Genomic DNA, 16,656 nt, shown 5'->3' on the forward strand with positions numbered 1-16,656 from the left:
GGCAACGCCTCTACGGCGGGCGGCCCGGTCCCCGCTCACCGACTGGGAGGCGAGCGAAGCCCGGTGCGTTCCGGCTGGGACCGGTTCTCGCCAAGGGCCTCAGGCCCACTCGGGAGGGCACGAGCCCCGGGCCACCAGGGTGAACGGGTAGCGGCCCGGCGTGCCGGACATCCGGACCTGATCGGTGACGCCCTGATAGGTACCGAGCGGGGTCTCGTCCGTGAACGTCTCGGGGTCGAGGTAGGCATGGCGCTCGCCGGTGCCGGCGACCTCGGTCGCGTACGCCTTGTCGAAGACGCCGAGGCTGAGGATCCACAGCGCGGCGCGGGTCAGCGAGACGTGCACCCGGTAGCTGCCGCCCTCGCGTGCCCGGCGGGCCAGCGCCTCGCTGACCCCGGCGGCCATCAGCCAGGAGACGATGTAGTCGTTGACCACCAGGATCGGCGGCAGGCCCGGCCGCTCGCCGTCGCCCTCCAGGTTCATCATGCCGACCAGGCTGCCCGCCGTCTGGTCGAAGCCGACCCGGTCCGCCCAGGGCCCGGTGGGCCCGTTGAGGGTGGCCGTCGCGTGCACGATGCCGGGCCGGACGGCCGCGGCCTGCTCCGGGCCCAGCCCGATGCTCTCCAGGTAGCCGGGGCGGCGGTTGGCGTAGAACACGTCGGCCCCGCCCAGCAGTTCGCGCAGCCGCGCCGAGCCGTCGGGGGAGCGCGGGTCGAGGGTGGCGGAGCGGACGCCGACGTTCGCCGTGGCGTACGTCGCGTCGTGCTCGTGCTCGCCCGGGCGCCAGATGTTCAGTACGTCGGCGCCGTGCAGGGCCAGCGCGCGGCCCGCGCCCGCACCGGCGATCACATGCCCCATGCCCAGCGCCCGGATGCCCGACAGGGGCTGTTCGGCGCCCGCCGGCAGGGGCTCGGCCGGGCTGTCGCCGATCTTCTCGATCTGGACCAGCGGCAGGTGTGCGAGGTGATCGCGGTACTGCGGCTCGTCGAGCATCTCCAGCGGGGAGCGCAGCACCGGCAGCACGACTCCGGCTTCGACGGCGGCCTGCTCCAGGTCGGCGGCGTTCCACTTGGCGATGGCCGCGGCCACGGCGTCCGGGTCGTCCGGGGTGCCGAGCAGCTTCTGGGCGGCCGTCTTGATGCCGGGGTAGGGGTTCAGCGGCATCACCCAGCGCCCGTCGGCGGTGGGGTAGAAGGAGAAGCCGAGCGCCTGGTTCACATTGGAGGTGGAGGCCGGCGGATAGCCGTTCAGCAGCTCCCAGCGGCGGTCGTAGAACGGGCACAGCCGGTGCGGGGCGCTGCGCAGGTCGACGGCGATGTCCTGCCCGGCACCGCCGCGCAGCCGCCACAGCTTGGCGATCGCGGCGGACTTGGCCGCGAGCGCGAGGGCGGCGGCCCCGCCCAGCCGCAGGGTGCTCGGTACGACCGGGTCGGCGCCGAGGAAGGTGACCTTGCCCCCGGTGTCCTCCGGGCTCATGCCGATGCCTGCCAGCACCTCGGCGAAGGCGGCCTCGACGTCGAAGGCGTCGTCGGTCGCCGGTGCGGCGACGGCGGCCTGGATCCGCTGGGTGAGCTCCTGTGCGTGCCCGGTGGTCATCGGTCGGTCAGCTCCTTGTGCCGCGTGCTGTAGTGGCAGATTGCATCTGTGAGATCGGCCGGAATCGGCCGCCCTGGAGGCGGGCCTGCCCTTCGTGCCCGGCGGCCGGGGGAGCGGCCGCCCGGCCGGACTCCCCGTCCGCGGCCAGCCGGGAGACGAGCTCCTCGACGGCGGTCACGGTACGCAGGCACAGCGTGAGGGCCCGGCCGCGGGCGTGCGCGACCCCGTCCGGTGCGGCGTGGTCGACCAGGTCGGCGAGGCCGCTGCGGGTGGCCGTCGCGTCGAAGGCGGCGCGCAGCTCACCCTCGTGCGGGCGGCCCTTCGCGGCGACCACCGCGGCCAGCCCGGCCAGATGGTGGTCGAGGACGGCGGCGAACTCGGCGGTTTCCGGTACCGCGTCGGCGGTGCGGGCGGGCTGCCGGTCGTAGAGCACCGAAGCGCACTGGGTGATCTCGTAGACCGACCGCTGGATCCCGGTCAGCTCGGCGGCGGTCCACCGGGAGCGGTGGCTGCGCGGCTCGTGGCCGAGGCTGGTGATCGCCCCGTCCAGCCGTTCCCGGGCCTGCCGGGCCTGCCGGCGCAGCACGTCGATCTCCGCCGGGTCCACGGCGCCGGCCTCGGCGTACCCGGTCACCAGCGCCGGCAGCAGCCGCCGCTGCACCCGCAGCCAGTCGGCGAGCAGGTCGTGCGTGCGGTGGTGGTGGTACGTCGGGATCGCCAGGAAGACCACCAGACCAAGCAGCGCGCCCACGACGGTGTCGGCGGGGCGGCCCCACTCGACCAGGTGGGCGGCCGAGCCGAGGCGGGTGATCAGGAAGACGATCCACGCCGTGATGAAGAAGTTCAGTACGAGCTGGCCGACCCGCAGGGTGAGGAAGACGCACGCCGCGAGGACCGTCGCCACCACCACGATCCAGCCGGCGTTCCAGCCGCCGGGCAGCAGTACCACCCATGCGGCGAGCCCGCCGAGGATCGAGCCGATCGGCCGGGCCCAGCCGCGGGCGAAGGTGTGCCCGTAGTCGGGGAAGAGCACCAGCATCGTGGTGAGCGCCGCCCAGAAGCCGTGGTCGGGCAGGGCGTGCCCCCAGAAGTCGCCGAACGCGCGGCCCGCCGCCTCACCGGCGGCCGTGCCGACCGCGATCCGGATGGCGTGCAGGAACAGCGGGGCACCGGGCCGCAGCTCGGCCCGCAGCCGGCGCCACCCGGAACGCACCGCGTTCTCGGCGGGAAAGGCGTCCAGGACCTGGTCGAGACCCTCGGGCCCGCGGGCCTCCAGCCAGTGGTCGGCCAGCCGCGCCGCCTCCCGGAGGCGGGCGCGCAGCGCCTCGGCCTCGGGGCCGCTCCAGGAGGCCGGCAGCCGCGTGGCCTCCGCGTCGGCGTCCTGCCGCCGGGCGGTCTGCACCGTACGGGCGACCGCGTCGAGCGCGTCGGCGATCGCCGCGCGCGGCAGGCTGTCCTTGCGCCCCGCACGCGGCATGAGCAGCAGTGCGCGCCGGATGCCCTCCGCCTCGGCGAGGAGGCCGTAGAGCGGCGCTGCGGCGGGGCGGGCGAAGGAGGGGAGCAGGTCCAGGGCCGCGCGGGCCGCCGTGAAGGGCGCCGACGAGCGGTACGGCGCTGGCTCGCCGGCCCGGGCGCTGTCCGCCAGGGTCCGGTAGACGGCCGCCACGGCCTTGCGCTGCGCCGGGTGCCGCCGGCCGTACGGCGGCAGCAGCTGGACGAGGACCACCAGGCCGGCGCCGGCCGCGATCCACTGGACCATCGTCAGCCCGGCCGGGATGCCGGGGGAGAGGTCCGCGGTGATCATGAGGCCGATCGTGACCAGGCAGGCGCGGATGCCGGGGGCCACGCCCAGGGCGCGCCACAGGCCGGCGACGTAGGCCGCGACGGCGAGCACGATCAGGAACCACCAGCCCATCGGGTGGAGGTACACCCCGATCAGCGTGGCGAGGGTGAACCCGGCGCCGAGGGCGAGCGCGTTCACCGCCCGGTGCCGGATCGGGGCCAGCAGCGTGCCGATGCCGCAGATGAACGTCCCGACGGTCATCATGGCCCAGGCCAGCGGGTCGTCCAGCAGCCATCCGATGACCGATGCCGCGACGACCGCGAGCACGGCCCGGCCGATCGCCCAGGGATCCGAAAGTACGCGTTCCACCTTCAGCGCCGCTCGGAAGCTGTGCTGGAGGGCGGAGCACCATGCCTTGACCTCACTCATATAGATGCATACTACACCTAATAGTGGAGGGTGTGCGAGCCGCCGGAGGGTGAACCGGGCCACCCTCATGACGGCTCGCAGCTGCGCCTGATCACCTCACCAGCCGTTGCGGTGGACGACCTCCGGGACGGGGCGCCGCCGCACCGGACCGAAATTGCCCCTCGGCCACCCCACGGGGATCGCGGCGAAGGTCCGCATCTCCTCGGGGATGCCCAGCGCCTGCTTCCACTCCGCCTCCAGCATCAGGTGCCAGATGGTGACGTTGGCGGCCAGGCCCAGGCCGCGCGCGGCGAGCAGCAGGTTCTGCATCCCCGGGTAGACGCATGAGCCCTCCGCGAGCGCCGTGAAGCGCTCCTGTGTCTGCGCCAGCTCCGCCGCCGCGGTCGTGCCCAGCGCCGCCACGTAGGCCCGCACCCCGGCCTCGTCCGACTGCAGCTCCGGCATGCGGTAGCAGGGGATGATCAGCGCGGGTGTCTCGGCGAAGTGGTCGCGCTGGTACTCGATCGCGGCGACCATCCGCCCGTACGCCGCCTCCGGCATCCCCTCGGGCGCGTGCTTGCCCGTGGTGGCCAGATAGGCGTCGACACAGCGCTTCCACAGTGGTGCCAGCCGTGCCATGACGGCGGGATCGGTCACGACGACGTACTCGTAACGCTGCATGTTGCCGCCGCTGGGGCCCCAGACGGCCGCCTGTATCAGCTGGTCCAGCAGCTCGTCGGGCACGGGATCGGGCTTGAGCCGGCGCATGGCGCGCATGGTCGACATCGTGTCGAACAGCGCCGGTTGACCGGCGGTCGGAGTGGCGGGCGCTGTGGTCGTGGTTGTGATCATGGGCGCCGAGTGTAGGGGCCGCGCCGTACGCCGGCACGGTCCGGCCGCGATCCCGTACGGCGGCCGCTCAGCGGGCAGTTGCCGGCACGTCGGCGGGCGCCTTCGGACCGCCGGTGATCGGCGGCACCTCGGCGGCCGACGCGCGGACGAACCGGGGTCCGGCCGGCCCGTACACCGCACGCGGCTCGGGGAAGACGGCGAGCAGGGTGAGGTAGACCACCGCGGCGAGGACCAGACCCACCGGCAGGGAGATGTCGGCGCCGCCGGCGAGGCCGCCGAGCGGGCCGACGAACTGACCGGGCAGATCGGTGAAGAGCAGCCCCACGGTCGCCGACACCAGCCACGCGGACATGGCGCGCCAGTTCCAGCCGTGCGTGAACCAGTAACGGCCGCCCCGCTGACGGCGGTTGAAGACCTGGATGGCGTCCGCGTCGTACCAGCCACGGCGGGTGACGTAGCCGAGGAGCATCACGACCATCCAGGGCGCCGTGCAGGTGATGATCAGCGTCGAGAACGTGGAGATGGACCGGGTGAGGTTCAGCGCGAAGCGCCCGGCGAAGATGAACGCGATCGACAGCACCCCGATGAACAGCGTGGCCTGCACGCGGCTGAAGCGCGGGAAGACACTGGAGAAGTCCAGCCCCGTCCCGTAGAGCGCGGTGGTACCGGTGGACAGGCCGCCGATCAGGGCGATCAGGCAGACCGGCAGGAAGTACCAGCCGGGCGAGACGGCCAGCAGACCGCCCACGTAGTTGGGGGCCGCCGGGTCGACGTACCGCGCGGCCCGCTCGGCGATGACGGAGGCGGTGGCCAGGCCGAAGACGAAGGGCAGCAGCGTCGCCAGCTGGGCGAGGAACGCCGCGCCCATGACCCGGCGGCGCGGCACGCCGGCGGGGAGGTAACGCGACCAGTCGCCGAGGAACGCGCCGAAGGAGACCGGGTTGGACAGCACGATCAGTGCGGCGCCGATGAACGAGGGCCAGAACAGCGGATCGGCGGTCGAGGCGAAGGAACCCGCGTAACCGGGATCGAAGTCCCCGGCGAACGCGAGGGCACCGAGCACGAACATCGCCGAGGCCGCCACCACCGCAACCTTGTTGACCAGCAGCATGAAGCGGAAGCCGTAGAGGCACACCACCAGGACGAGCCCGCCGAAGAGCGCGTACGCCAGGCCGTGGCTCACCCCCGACTCGGGGATGCCGGCGAGCCGGTGCGCACCGCCGACGAGCGCGTCACCGGAGGACCACACCGAGATCGAGAAGAACGCGACGGCGGTGAGGAGGGAGAGGAAGGAGCCCACGATCCGGCCGTGCACCCCCAGGTGGGCGGAGGAGGAGACGGCGTTGTTCGTCCCGTTGGCCGGGCCGAACAGTGCCATGGGGGCGAGCAGTGCGGCCCCGGCGACCAGGCCGAGCACGGTCGCCGCGAGCCCTTGCAGGAACGACAGGCCGAAGAGGACGGGGAAGGCGCCGAGGACACAGGTGGCGAAGGTGTTGGCGCCGCCGAAGGCCAGCCGGAAGAGGTCCAGCGGACGCGCTGACCGGTCCTCGTCCGGTATCCGCTCGACGCCGTGGGTCTCTATTTCGGTGATCGACGTCGTCACGGTGCTCCGTTTTCTCTTGCTGCGGTACGGTCGCTGTGCTTGGCGCGCTTCTTCCAGGACTTGCTGTTCTGTGTGGTTTTCGCTGGTCCGACGCGTGTGCCGGCCGTCCGGTGGCACAGTCTGCGGCCGGACGCCGGGCGGTGACAAGTGCGTCGGCGCCGATGCCGGTTCCGGCCCGGTGGCGACGTTTCCGGCGAGAGATGTTCCACTGGGGTCGGCGGCCCCCAGGCCGTGCAGGAAACGGGCGGTCGCATCTGGAGGCGGTATGAGCGAGGCAGCACGGGAGATCTGGTCCGGTGTGGTGCGCCTGCCCGCCGCCGTGGGGTGGCTCCAGATGCTGGGCGCCGACGGCGTCCTGGAATCCGCCGACCACCCCCTCTTCACTGCGATCCGGGAGACCAGCGGCGGGCCGGAGGCGGTCGCGGTCGATCTCTCGGAGGTACGGCAGATGTCCCTCGGCGCGGCCCGCGCCCTGGCCACGTGTGCGGGGGAACTGGGCCACCGGGGCATCCGCCTCATGGTGGTGGCCCCGTCCGAGCAGGCCGCCCTGGCCCTGGCCGCCGACGAAGCCGCCGACTCCGGCCTGATCGTGCTGCCGGCCGTGCGCGACCTCATCACCGCCTGCGTGCCCGATCTCCCGGAGCACGTACCCGGCGTCGGCGACCCCTTGCAGGCCCCGGAGCCGGCGGAGCCTTCCCAGCAGGAGGTCGACCGGCTGCGCAGAACGGTGCGGGACCTCCAGGCCAAGGTGCGTACGCATCCACTGATCGCGCAGGCGCAGGGGGTGCTGCAGGAGCGCTACCGGCTGCGCGACGGGCAGGCGGCGTTCAGGCTGCTCCAGGCCGCCTCGCAGCAGCACAACGTCAAGCTGCGCTCCCTGGCCTCCGCGCTGCTCGAAGCGCCCCGGCCCGAGCACGGCTCGGCGCGCTGGTTCCCCGACCGCATCAAGACCCGCCCGCCGAAGCTGACGGCGCTGCCGCAGGTGAACTCCGAGTCCGCCAACCGCAGTGCGGTGATCTCGGCCGTGCTGCACCAGACCCTGACGATCTCGGACACGCCGATGGGCAACGTGCAGCTCGCCGACCGCCACGCCGGAGGGCTGCGCATCGAGAAGCACCACGGCCTGAACGAGGAGTTCGTCGACTACTTCGACGTCGTGGGCAGGGAAGGCACCTCCTGCGCACTGGCGGCACGCAACGTCACACGGGTCACGGTCACCGATGTCGCCACCGATCCGGTCTTCTCCGACGAGGCGCGTTACAAGATCATGCAGGCCGGCAGCCGCTCTGCGCACAGCACACCGCTGACCACCGCCCGGGGGGTCTGTCTCGGCATGGTGTCCAGTCATCACGAGCGTCCCCACCAGCTGCTGGGCCCGGCCCAGGCCCGCGCCCTGGACCGCATCGGCGACCAGGCCGGCCGGTGGCTGGCCTGGCACCAGCGCACCGTCGTCCTCGACGCCCTGGAACACCTCCACCGGCTGGCGACGGCCGCGTGAGCGGTGCCCGTCAGCCGGTCGTCGGCCGTGTCCCGGCAGCGCGCAGGCGGAAGGCCGCCGGTGTCTCGCCCGCCCGCTGCCGGAAGAACCGGGTGAACACCGTGGCGCCCGGGAAGCCGAGCCGTTCGCCCACCGCGGCGGCGGACAGATCGGTGTGCAGCAGCAGCCGTTTGGCCTCCAGCACGATGCGGTCGTCGATGAACCGCTTCGCGCCGCACCCGACGGCGGCGCGGGTGGCGCGGGTGAGGGTACGCACGCTGTAGCCCAGCCCGGCCGCGTAGTCCGCCACATGGTGGCTGCGGGTGAAGTCGCGTTCCACGGCCTGCTGGAAGTCGCGGAACGCGGTACCGGCCGCCGTCGGGGCAGGCCGGTGGCCGGGCAGGTGCGACAGGCGCAGGACGAGGATCGACAGCAGGTGCCGGACCACCTCGACGTGGACCTCCAGCGGCAGGTCCGTCAGCCGGCGGTACTCGCTCTCCAGCATCTCCAGGGTCTGCCGCACGGGACCGCTCGCGACGCCCGTGGGCACCAGCGGCAGCTGCCAGGGGCGCTGGTCGACGCGGGCGGTGTCCGCCGTGGCCGTACTGAGGAAGCTGGGCTGGAAGAGGACGACCGTGCCGTCCGCCGCCCCGAGGTCGGAACGGAACTGCAGGACCTGCCCCGGCCGCACCCACACCCAGCCGCCCTCCTCCACCACGCACTCCGTGAAGTCCACGGAACACAGGAGCACACCGGACTTCACGGTGATCAGCTGGTGGAAGACCGGCCGGAGGGGCGCGTACTCGTCCAGCCCGCGGCTGCGGGCAGCGGTGACGAGTTCGGAGAAGCCGAGTACCTCCACCCCCGGCGGGCCGCCCGGGGTGGCCGGGAACCGGACTTCCGTGATGGCAAGGTGTCCGCTTCTGCTCATGTTCTGTCCTCAGTCCGTGCCGACCAGTGCATTTTCCGTACCTAGCGTCGGAGCCACATCCGATCACCCACCGGAAAGGCCCCGTTCATGACACAACACGGCCCGGCGCTGAACTTCCGCGACTTCCTCGACGGCCTGCTGGCGGCAGGCGACGCCGTATCGATCGACCAGCCCGTCGACCCGGTGCTCGAAGTGGGCGCGGTGACCCGGCGGGTCTACGAGACGAAGGCCCCCGCCCCCTTGTTCACCAACCTCACCGGGGCCGCGCCCGGCTTCCGCATCCTCGGCGCGCCGGCGGGCCTGAGCGCGCACGGCCGGGGCGACGGCGCAGGCCGGGGCGCGTACGGCAGGCTCGCGGCACACTTCGGCCTGGAGCGCGACAGCACACCGCGCGACATCCTGGAGAAACTGATCGGCGCGATGCACGCTGACCCGCTGCCGCCGGTCGTCGTGCAGGACGGCCCGTGCAAGGAGAACGTCCGCACCGGCGACGCCGTCGACCTTGAGCAGTTCCCCGTTCCACTGCTGCACCAGGAGGACGGCGGCCGGTACTTCGGCACCTACGGGTTCCACGTCGTACGCAGCCCCGACGGGACGTGGACCAGCTGGTCGGTCGCCCGCACGATGCTGCACGACCGCACCACCCTGGTCGGTCCGGCGATGCCGCAGCAGCACATCGGAATGGTCCACGACATGTGGCGGAAGCAGGGCCGGCGCACGCCGTGGGCCATGGTCCTCGGCGCGCCGCCCGCTGCGCTCGCCGCCGCCGGGATGCCGCTGCCGGCGCGGGTCAGCGAGGACGGTTACGTCGGCGCGCTGACCGGCAGCCCGGTGGAGGTGGTCAAGGCCGAGACCCACGACCTGTACGTCCCGGCCAACGCCGAGATCGTCCTGGAGGGCTGGATCGACCCGGAGGAGACGGCGCCCGAGGGGCCGATGGGGGAGTACCACGGCTACTCCTTCGGCCGGAGCAAGCAGCAGCCGGTCTTCCACGTCGAGGCGGTCACCTACCGCGACGACCCGGTCCTGCCCGTCTGCGCGGCCGGTCTGCCCCCTGAGGAGAACCACACCGTCTGGGGCACGATGATCTCGGCCGCCGCCCTCGACGTACTCCGCTCGGCCGGCCTGCCCATCGACCTCGCCTGGTGCTCGTACGAGGCCGCCACCTGCTGGATCGTGCTCTCCGTCGACATCGAACGGCTGGGACGGCTGCGCATCGGCGAACGCGAACTGGTGGCGGAGGTGGCCGAGGTGCTGTTCGGCTCGCACGCGGGCTGGCTGGTGCCCAAGGTGATCCTGGTCGCCGACGACATCGACATCACCGACATCGACCAGGTCGTCTGGGCGCTGGCCACCCGCTACCGCCCCGGCGAGAACGAGTACTGCTTCCCCGAGACCCCCGGCATCCCCATGGTGCCCTACCTCACCCCTGAGGAGGCGGCCTCGGGCCGCGGCGGCAAAGCGGTGATCAGCTGTCTCCGGCCGGAACAGTTCCGCGGCACCCACCACGGCACCACCGCCTCGTTCCGCACCTCCTTCCCCGCAAGCGTGCAACAGCACGTCCTCGACAACTGGGCGGCGTACGGCTATCGGTGATCGGGGCTCACCTCGTCCTCGGTGACGGGAAGCAGCAGCGCCGAGGGGCGGTGGAGCGTGACCTCCGACGGCACGAGCCGGGTGGCTGTCGGCAGGGGTTCACCGGTTCCGGTGTTGCGGGCGAAGCGGGGGTGCGCGCCCCCGCTGACCTGCAGGCGTATCCGGTGCCCGACGGCGAAGCGGTACGCGGTGGAACTCATCGGAACGGTGACGGTCACCGGGCCCGTGCGGTCGGCCGGTTCGGCCCCGGTCGGTGACAGCCGGCGCAGTCCGTCGCAGACGTTGGCCGAGCGGCCCCGCTCGTCGACGTCGCAGAGCCGGGCGAAGACGTCGGTGTGACCGGTGTCCGTACTCACCCGGAGCTCCGCGCCGACCGGGCCCATGATGCGCAGCGGCTCGGTGAGCGGTGCGGTGGTGAAGGTCAGTACGTCGTCCCTCGCCTCCAGTGCGGTGTTGTCCTGACAGCCGGCCTTCGCGGACAGCAGCTGCCCGCCGACCGAGGGCGTCGGGTCGTCCGGGTCGTAACGGAAGGACGCCAACGCCGACGCGTCGCCCTCGGCGCCTGCGCCGCTGCTCGTCGCGGGGGCGGGGCCGGTCAGTGTGCCGTCGCCGCCGAGGTGCCAGCGGCGGCCCGTCGCGGCCGGGGGCCAGACGGGCAGGTCGTGCCATGTCCGCCGCGCACCGCCCTCGTGGACGCGCACTTCCGCCGACCGCAGGCCGGACGGGTCGTCGCACAGATGGGCCCGCAGCCAGCCGAGGCTTTCGGCGAAGACCTCGGGCCAGCCCCGCTGCAACGCGGAGGTGTGCGTCCAGGGCCCGATGAGGAGCGCGGTGTCGCAGCCGGCACGGCGCAGCCTGTCGTACTGCTGCAGTGTCTGGTCGAGGAACACGTCGTGCCAGCCGGTGATCAGGCCGGTCGGCACGGTCAGCCGCTCGGCGGCGACACCCGCGTCCGCCCCTGCCCAGTGCGCGTCGGCCGCCTCGGGATGCTCCATCGCCGCCTCCAGGAACGGCACCCGGCAGCCCAGCCCGGGTACGTACGCCTGCCCGAGGGGCAGGGCCCGGCCGACCTTCCCGATCCGGCGCCCCAGCCGCAGGACGGCACGGGTGAAGCTCGGCACGCCGCGGTGGTTGTAGACCCGGCCCACGGCGGAGACGAGGGCGCTCTCCAGGGCGAACGTGCCCGACGGGTAGTAGAAGCCGTGCATGTCGTGCTGCCCGACCTGCACCACCATCGCGCGCAGCTCCGGCGGCGGATCGAGGGCCAGCGCCCACTGGACGTAGCCGAGGAAGCTGGGGCCGGTCGTCCCCAGGACGCCGGAGAACCACGGCTGCCGGCGCAGCCACTCGACGGTGGCCAGGCCGTCGGCCGCCTCGTGCTGCCACAGTGCGGCCTCGCCGCCCGAGCCGCCGGTGCCGCGGCAGCTCTGCAGGACGACGTGGAAGCCCTGTTCGGCGAAGAGCACGCCGTACATCGGTGCCCAGGGCAGGCCCCGCCCGTACGGCGAGCGGACCAGGAGGGTGGGGAAGTCCCCGTCGGCGAGCGGGAAGTAATGGTCGGTCAGCAGCGGGCTGCCGTCGGCCGCCGGGACGGTGAGCCCGGGCTCGTACGCGACGTCGTACAGCTTCGGAGGCAGGCCCTTCATGGTGCGCCGCAGCGCACGGGCGGACAGCGGAGGTCTCTTGGCGGCGGCGGGGCGGCGGTACGTCGTGGTCGGTGTCACGTGGCCTCGTTTCCCGTGGCAGGAGCCGGTGTTCACTTCTATTCCCGTACTACGTACGAGAATAGCGGAGAGCAGCGTGCCGCGACGATGATTGGATGGCCGCCAGCAGGAAGGGGAGATTGCCGTGGTCCGTACAGGCTCATCCGGTCGCAGTACCGGTGTGGATCCGGAGCTGCTCTGGTCGCAGGCCGAACGCCCGCGCCGCGGACGGCCGCCGGCGCACAGCCGCACCGCGATCACCGCGGAGGCCGTCGCCCTCGCCGACGCCGAGGGGCTCGCCGCCGTCACGATGCGCGCCGTCGCGGCCCGGATCGGGGCCGGAACGATGTCCCTCTACAGCTATGTCCCCAACAAGGAGACACTGCTGGAGCTGATGATCGACCACGTGAGCGGCGACCATCGCCTGCCACCGGAGCCGTCCGGCGACTGGCGCGCCGACCTGCGGCGACTCGCCCACGAACAACGCGCGCTCATGCACCGTCACCCCTGGCTGCCCGCGGCGCTCCCGGTACGCCGGACGCTCGGCCCCAACTCCCTCGCGGTGATCGAGTACGCGCTCGCCGTGCTCGCCCCCGTCGACCCGGAGGCCCGGACGGGCCTGGAGACCTTCAGCCTGCTCACCGGCTTCGTGGCCAGCCATGTCTCCTACGAACTCGCCCAGGAGCGGGCGGTCGAGGACGCGGGCCGCACCGCCGGCGAACTCCTCGACGCGCAGACCCGTCACCTCAGGAGCGTCACCGCCGGAGGCAAGTACCCCCCGCCTCGCCCGCGCCCTCGCGGCCCCGCACGACGCCCCGACCCCGGATGCGTCCCCGGACGCCGTCTTCGACCGGCTCCTCGACCGCATGATCAACGGGCTGACGTCGGGGGCGACATGACCGTCGGCAACCGCACGCCGCTCAGAGGGGGTCGTGCCCGGCCCGCATGCTCAGCACGGCGTTCAGCAGCAGTACGCCGAGGAACGCGCTGAGCAGCGCCTGCCAGGAGCCGGTTGCGGTGTGCAGCCAGGCGGCGAGCGCGGGACCGGTGGCCGCCACGAGGTACCCACAGGTCTGCGCCATGGCCGAGAGCGCGGTGACGTGCTGCTGGTCGACGCCCCGGCGTACGTAGAGCACGCCGGCGAGGGACTGCGCCGCGCCCAGCCCGACACCGAGGACGGCCGCCCACAGGGCGGGAGCGGCGACCGGGGCCAGCAGCAACCCGGCGAAACCCGCGAGCGGCACGGCGATGGCCCCGGCGATGTGCGGCCGCTGGTCCGCGCGGCGGGCGGCCAGCGCCGGGGCGGCGAATCCGCCCGCCGCGATGCCGAGGATGAAGACGGCCTGGTGGGTTCCGGCGGCCGTCCGGCTCACGCCCGCCGCCACCAGGACGGACGGGAGCCAGGCGAGGGTCGTGTAGAACATCAGCGTCTGCAGGCCGAAGAAGGCCGTCAGGCTCCAGCCGAGCGCGGTGCGGGCGACGGGCCGCCGCGGAGAGCCGCCGGGGGCCGCGGCCGTGGGGGCGGGCCGGGGGGCACGCCGCAGCGCCTGCGGGGCGATACCGGCCAGCGCGAGCAGCGCGGGTACGACGGCGAGCCCGATCGCCGGCTGCCAGGCGCCACTGGCCTGCGCGACCGGTGCCACGAGCGCGGCGACCACCGCCGAACCGATGCCCATCGACAGCGCGTAGACGCCCATCATCGTGCCGACGCGCCGAGGCGAGAACCGTGCGTGCACCCACACCGGTACCAGGACGTTCACCACGGCGGTGGCGGCGCTGACCAGGACCGTACCGGCGATCAGCCCCGGCAGCCCCGCCATCCGCAGCGCCGCTCCGGCCACCAGCACGACACTCGCCCACAACAGCCCGCGCTCCGCTCCGTACCGCCGGCGGGCGCACGCGCCGAGCGGGGCGAAGACTCCCATGCACAGGGGTGGCAGCAGCCCGAGCAGTGTGACGGTTCCGCTGCTGAACCCGGCGACCGGTGCGAGCGGGCCGACCTGCCCGAAGGCGACCCGCGTATTGAGGCTGAGCAGCACGAAGCCGACCACGAGCAGCACGCCGGAGGTACGTACGCCGGACTGCGCGGTGACTGAGGAGGCGGCGGAGGAGGTGGCGGCGGAGGAGGCGGCGGAGGAGGTGGAGGGAACAGCCATGGGCACCCCTTGAGCGACGAGAGCGATGGCGGAAGCGACTCAGCAGCAGCCGGCAGCCGGCAGCCGGCGAAGGTTCAGTGTTCACGCTCAAGCGCACTTGAGTGCAAGCTGTGAGCGCAGGCTGTGAGTGCAGCCTGTGAGCGCAAGCCGTGAAGGCAACCGGACGAAGGGAGCGGTGATGTCCGCCGGACCGTGGTCGATCAGCGAAGTCGCAAAGGCTTTCGGCCTGTCGGTTTCCGCGCTGCGGTACTACGAGGAGTGCGGGCTGGTGCACTCCACCGAGCGGCGCGGCCGCGTGCGGTACTACGACCGGGCGGCCCTGGAACGGCTCGCCTACGTACAGCTCTGGCGCGAGGACGGCCTGATGTCGGTGGCCGACACCGCCGCCGTCGTCGGGAGCGACAGTGTGGCGGACCGCAGCACCATGATCAGCGCCCAGCGCGACATCATGCTCGCCCGCATCCGCAGCCTCACCCGGGCCGCCGCCGTACTGGAACACATGCTGGGCTGCCGCACCGACCATGCGCTGGAGTGCCCGCTGACCGGCGCGTACGTCAGCTCCCGCGTGGACGCGGCACTCGCCGGCGAGGACTTCGTCGACGACTTCCTCCCGCCCCCGACGGACGAGGCCTGACTCTGGAGGTCGCCCCGAGCACCCCGCGCGTGCCAGTACCCGCCGAGGCCGTATGAGTCATCAGCCCGCTTCCCCGCCGCGCGCTTCGGCTCGGCCGGCCTGGCCGGCCGGCGTGAGCGCGGCGGGGAGGGCCGTCGCGAGGAGTGCGGCGGGTCCTTCCGGCGCGTCGTTGTGCAGGACCTCCACACGGTGGCGGAGGCGCGGTACCGACAACGGCACCGCACGGATGCCGGGTACGCCGTCGAGCGCCGACCGGGGCAGCAACGCGAGACCGTGTCCGCCGGCGGTGAGGTCCAGGAGCCCGCGTACGTCCGTACCGTCGTAGCGCAGGGACGCGCGGTAGCCGTCGGTTCCGCTCGCGGTGCGCAACCGTGTGAGCGGCACGGCGGTGTCGGGCGCGTCGATCCACCGTGCCTCGGCGAGATCGGCCAGCCGCAGCCCGTCGCGGCCGGCCAGCGGATGCCGCGTGGTCAGCGCGACGGCCAACGGTTCTTCGGCGACCACCTCCGCCGCGAGCGGGCCGACATCGGCGAGGAACAGTGGGTCGTTGGGCGCGGCCGCACCGTCGACCAGGCCGAGGTCCGCACTCCCGGTCGCCACGTCACGGGTGACGGCCTCGCGGCCGAGCACCCGCACCGTCACCTCCAGCAGCGGGTGCCGTCGGCGCACGGTCGCCAGTGCTTCGGTGAGCCGCGACGTCATGGCGAGCGGCGAGACACCGACGACGATGCGGGCGGCGGGGGCGGCGGTCAGCCGCGCGATGTCCGCGCGGGCGGCGTCCAGCCGCAGCAGCAACGGCCCGGCGTGCTCCAGCAACCGGACACCGGCACCGGTCGGAGCGACCGGCCGCCGCCCCAGCAGCACCGCCCCGAGGTCGCTCTCCAGCGCGGCGATGTGCTGCGAGACCGCCGACTGGGTGTACCCCAGCTCGCGGGCCGCCGCGGAGAAGGACCCGCAGCGGGCAACGGTCACGAACGTACGGAGCAGGTGCGGGTCCATGGCCATCAGTATTCCTGATGGAAGAACCAGAGATCATCGTTGGTGCTGAACTCGGCTCCTGGGCCAGGATGTCGCCATGCCCTTTTCGACACCTCGCATCGCGCTGGTGGGTGACCGCTCGGCCGGTGTCCTGGCCCACACCCGCATCCCCGCACTCCTCGACGCGCTGGCCCGGCGCGACCAACTCGTCCTGGACGCGTACTGGATCCCCACCCCGGACGCGGAAGCCACCGAAGCGCTCGCCGGATTCGACGCCGTCTGGCTGGTGCCCGGCAGCCCGTACCGCAGTGAAGCCGGCGCGCTGGCGGCGGTCCGCACCGCACGTGAACAGGGGATACCTTTCCTGGGCACCTGCGGCGGCTTCCAACACGCACTGCTGGAATTCGCGCGGAACGTCTGCGGACTCGCCGGCGTCAGCCATGCGGAGAACCACCCCGAGGCCGACGACCTGCTGATCGTCCCCCTGACCTGTTCCCTGCGGGGCCACGAAGGTGCGGTCCAGGTGGCGGCGGGATCGCTGGCCGAGCGCGTCCTGGGGGCCGAGCGCACCGTCGAACGGTACAGCTGCTCGTACGGGCCCAGCCCGTCCTACCTCGACGCGCTCCGCGCGCACGGCCTCCGCTTCAGCGGCGTCGACGTAAGCGGCGTCGACGTAAGCGGTGTCGACGAGAGCGGTGTCGACGAGAGCGATGTCGACGAGAGTGGTGTCGACGAGAGCGGCGGACGGGGGAAAGGCGCCGGGACGAGCGAAGTGCGGATGGCCGAGCTTCCCGGACACCCCTTTTTCCTCGCCACCCTCTTCCAGCCCGAACTCGCGGGCGACGGTACCCGTCCGCACCCGGTCATCCGCGCGCTGGCCGCGGCGGCCGTGGACCACGCGGCCACGAAGCCGGTGTGAGGGGACCACCCTGTACGCTC

At 72.9% G+C, this 16,656-nt stretch carries 12 protein-coding genes and 1 pseudogene; 5 read left to right on the plus strand and 8 right to left on the minus strand.

Annotation, left to right across the window (positions count from 1 at the left end; all coding sequences use genetic code 11):
- Nucleotides 1–99: 99 nt before the first annotated feature.
- From AAC944_RS35045 to AAC944_RS35060, 4 genes are all read right to left on the minus strand, one after another.
- Complete coding sequence (locus tag AAC944_RS35045) at nucleotides 100–1,596, minus strand: CoA transferase (protein WP_030613740.1); 1,497 nt, start codon at nucleotides 1,594–1,596, stop codon at nucleotides 100–102.
- Nucleotides 1,597–1,603: 7 nt separating this feature from the next.
- A complete protein-coding gene (locus tag AAC944_RS35050; protein ID WP_030613743.1) occupies nucleotides 1,604–3,808 on the minus strand; it encodes an FUSC family protein in 2,205 nt (734 codons plus the stop codon).
- A gap of 96 nt (nucleotides 3,809–3,904) precedes the next feature.
- The gene (locus tag AAC944_RS35055) at nucleotides 3,905–4,639 is read right to left on the minus strand and encodes a nitroreductase family protein (RefSeq protein WP_030613745.1); all 735 of its coding nucleotides are present in this window, start codon (nucleotides 4,637–4,639) and stop codon (nucleotides 3,905–3,907) included.
- Between the two features lie 67 nt (nucleotides 4,640–4,706).
- Entirely contained in the window at nucleotides 4,707–6,242 is a 1,536-nt protein-coding gene (locus AAC944_RS35060; RefSeq protein WP_030613748.1) for a purine-cytosine permease family protein, read from the minus strand.
- Between the two features lie 265 nt (nucleotides 6,243–6,507).
- Here AAC944_RS35060 and AAC944_RS35065 point away from each other — a divergent pair, with 265 nt between their 5' ends.
- Nucleotides 6,508–7,740 carry an ANTAR domain-containing protein gene (locus AAC944_RS35065; RefSeq protein ID WP_030613751.1) on the plus strand — a complete coding sequence of 411 codons (1,233 nt, stop codon included), beginning with the start codon at nucleotides 6,508–6,510 and terminating at the stop codon, nucleotides 7,738–7,740.
- Between the two features lie 10 nt (nucleotides 7,741–7,750).
- Here AAC944_RS35065 and AAC944_RS35070 read toward each other — a convergent pair whose 3' ends face one another.
- Nucleotides 7,751–8,650 (minus strand): helix-turn-helix domain-containing protein, encoded by a 900-nt coding sequence (locus AAC944_RS35070; protein WP_030613754.1) that lies wholly within the window; start codon nucleotides 8,648–8,650, stop codon nucleotides 7,751–7,753.
- 87 nt (nucleotides 8,651–8,737) lie between these two features.
- On the opposite strand from AAC944_RS35070, the gene AAC944_RS35075 reads away from it, so the two are divergent.
- A complete protein-coding gene (locus AAC944_RS35075; RefSeq protein ID WP_030613756.1) occupies nucleotides 8,738–10,246 on the plus strand; it encodes a UbiD family decarboxylase in 1,509 nt (502 codons plus the stop codon).
- Here AAC944_RS35075 and AAC944_RS35080 read toward each other — a convergent pair.
- The gene (locus tag AAC944_RS35080) at nucleotides 10,237–11,892 is read right to left on the minus strand and encodes a CocE/NonD family hydrolase (protein WP_037772099.1); all 1,656 of its coding nucleotides are present in this window, start codon (nucleotides 11,890–11,892) and stop codon (nucleotides 10,237–10,239) included. The genes AAC944_RS35075 and AAC944_RS35080 overlap by 10 nt on opposite strands.
- A gap of 238 nt (nucleotides 11,893–12,130) precedes the next feature.
- On the opposite strand from AAC944_RS35080, the pseudogene AAC944_RS35085 reads away from it, so the two are divergent.
- Nucleotides 12,131–12,848: pseudogene (locus AAC944_RS35085) on the plus strand (TetR/AcrR family transcriptional regulator).
- A gap of 21 nt (nucleotides 12,849–12,869) precedes the next feature.
- Here the strand turns inward: AAC944_RS35085 and AAC944_RS35090 are convergent.
- Nucleotides 12,870–14,105, minus strand: a complete 1,236-nt coding sequence (locus AAC944_RS35090) for an MFS transporter (protein ID WP_051871696.1) — start codon at nucleotides 14,103–14,105, stop codon at nucleotides 12,870–12,872.
- A 178-nt stretch (nucleotides 14,106–14,283) separates the two neighbouring features.
- Between AAC944_RS35090 and AAC944_RS35095 the strand changes: the two genes are divergently transcribed.
- On the plus strand, nucleotides 14,284–14,739 hold the full coding sequence (locus tag AAC944_RS35095; protein ID WP_030613780.1) for a MerR family transcriptional regulator: 456 nt from the start codon (nucleotides 14,284–14,286) through the stop codon (nucleotides 14,737–14,739).
- Between the two features lie 60 nt (nucleotides 14,740–14,799).
- Here the strand turns inward: AAC944_RS35095 and AAC944_RS35100 are convergent, their stop codons facing one another.
- Nucleotides 14,800–15,738: a LysR family transcriptional regulator gene (locus AAC944_RS35100; RefSeq protein ID WP_051871717.1), complete on the minus strand. Its 939-nt coding sequence runs from the start codon at nucleotides 15,736–15,738 to the stop codon at nucleotides 14,800–14,802.
- A 76-nt stretch (nucleotides 15,739–15,814) separates the two neighbouring features.
- On the opposite strand from AAC944_RS35100, the gene AAC944_RS35105 reads away from it, so the two are divergent.
- Nucleotides 15,815–16,636, plus strand: coding sequence for a glutamine amidotransferase-related protein (locus tag AAC944_RS35105; protein ID WP_037772052.1), 822 nt, complete (start codon nucleotides 15,815–15,817; stop codon nucleotides 16,634–16,636).
- The last annotated feature ends 20 nt before the right edge of the window (nucleotides 16,637–16,656 follow it).

This window comes from Streptomyces sclerotialus (assembly GCF_040907265.1).
Taxonomy (GTDB): Bacteria; Actinomycetota; Actinomycetes; order Streptomycetales; family Streptomycetaceae; genus Streptomyces; species Streptomyces sclerotialus.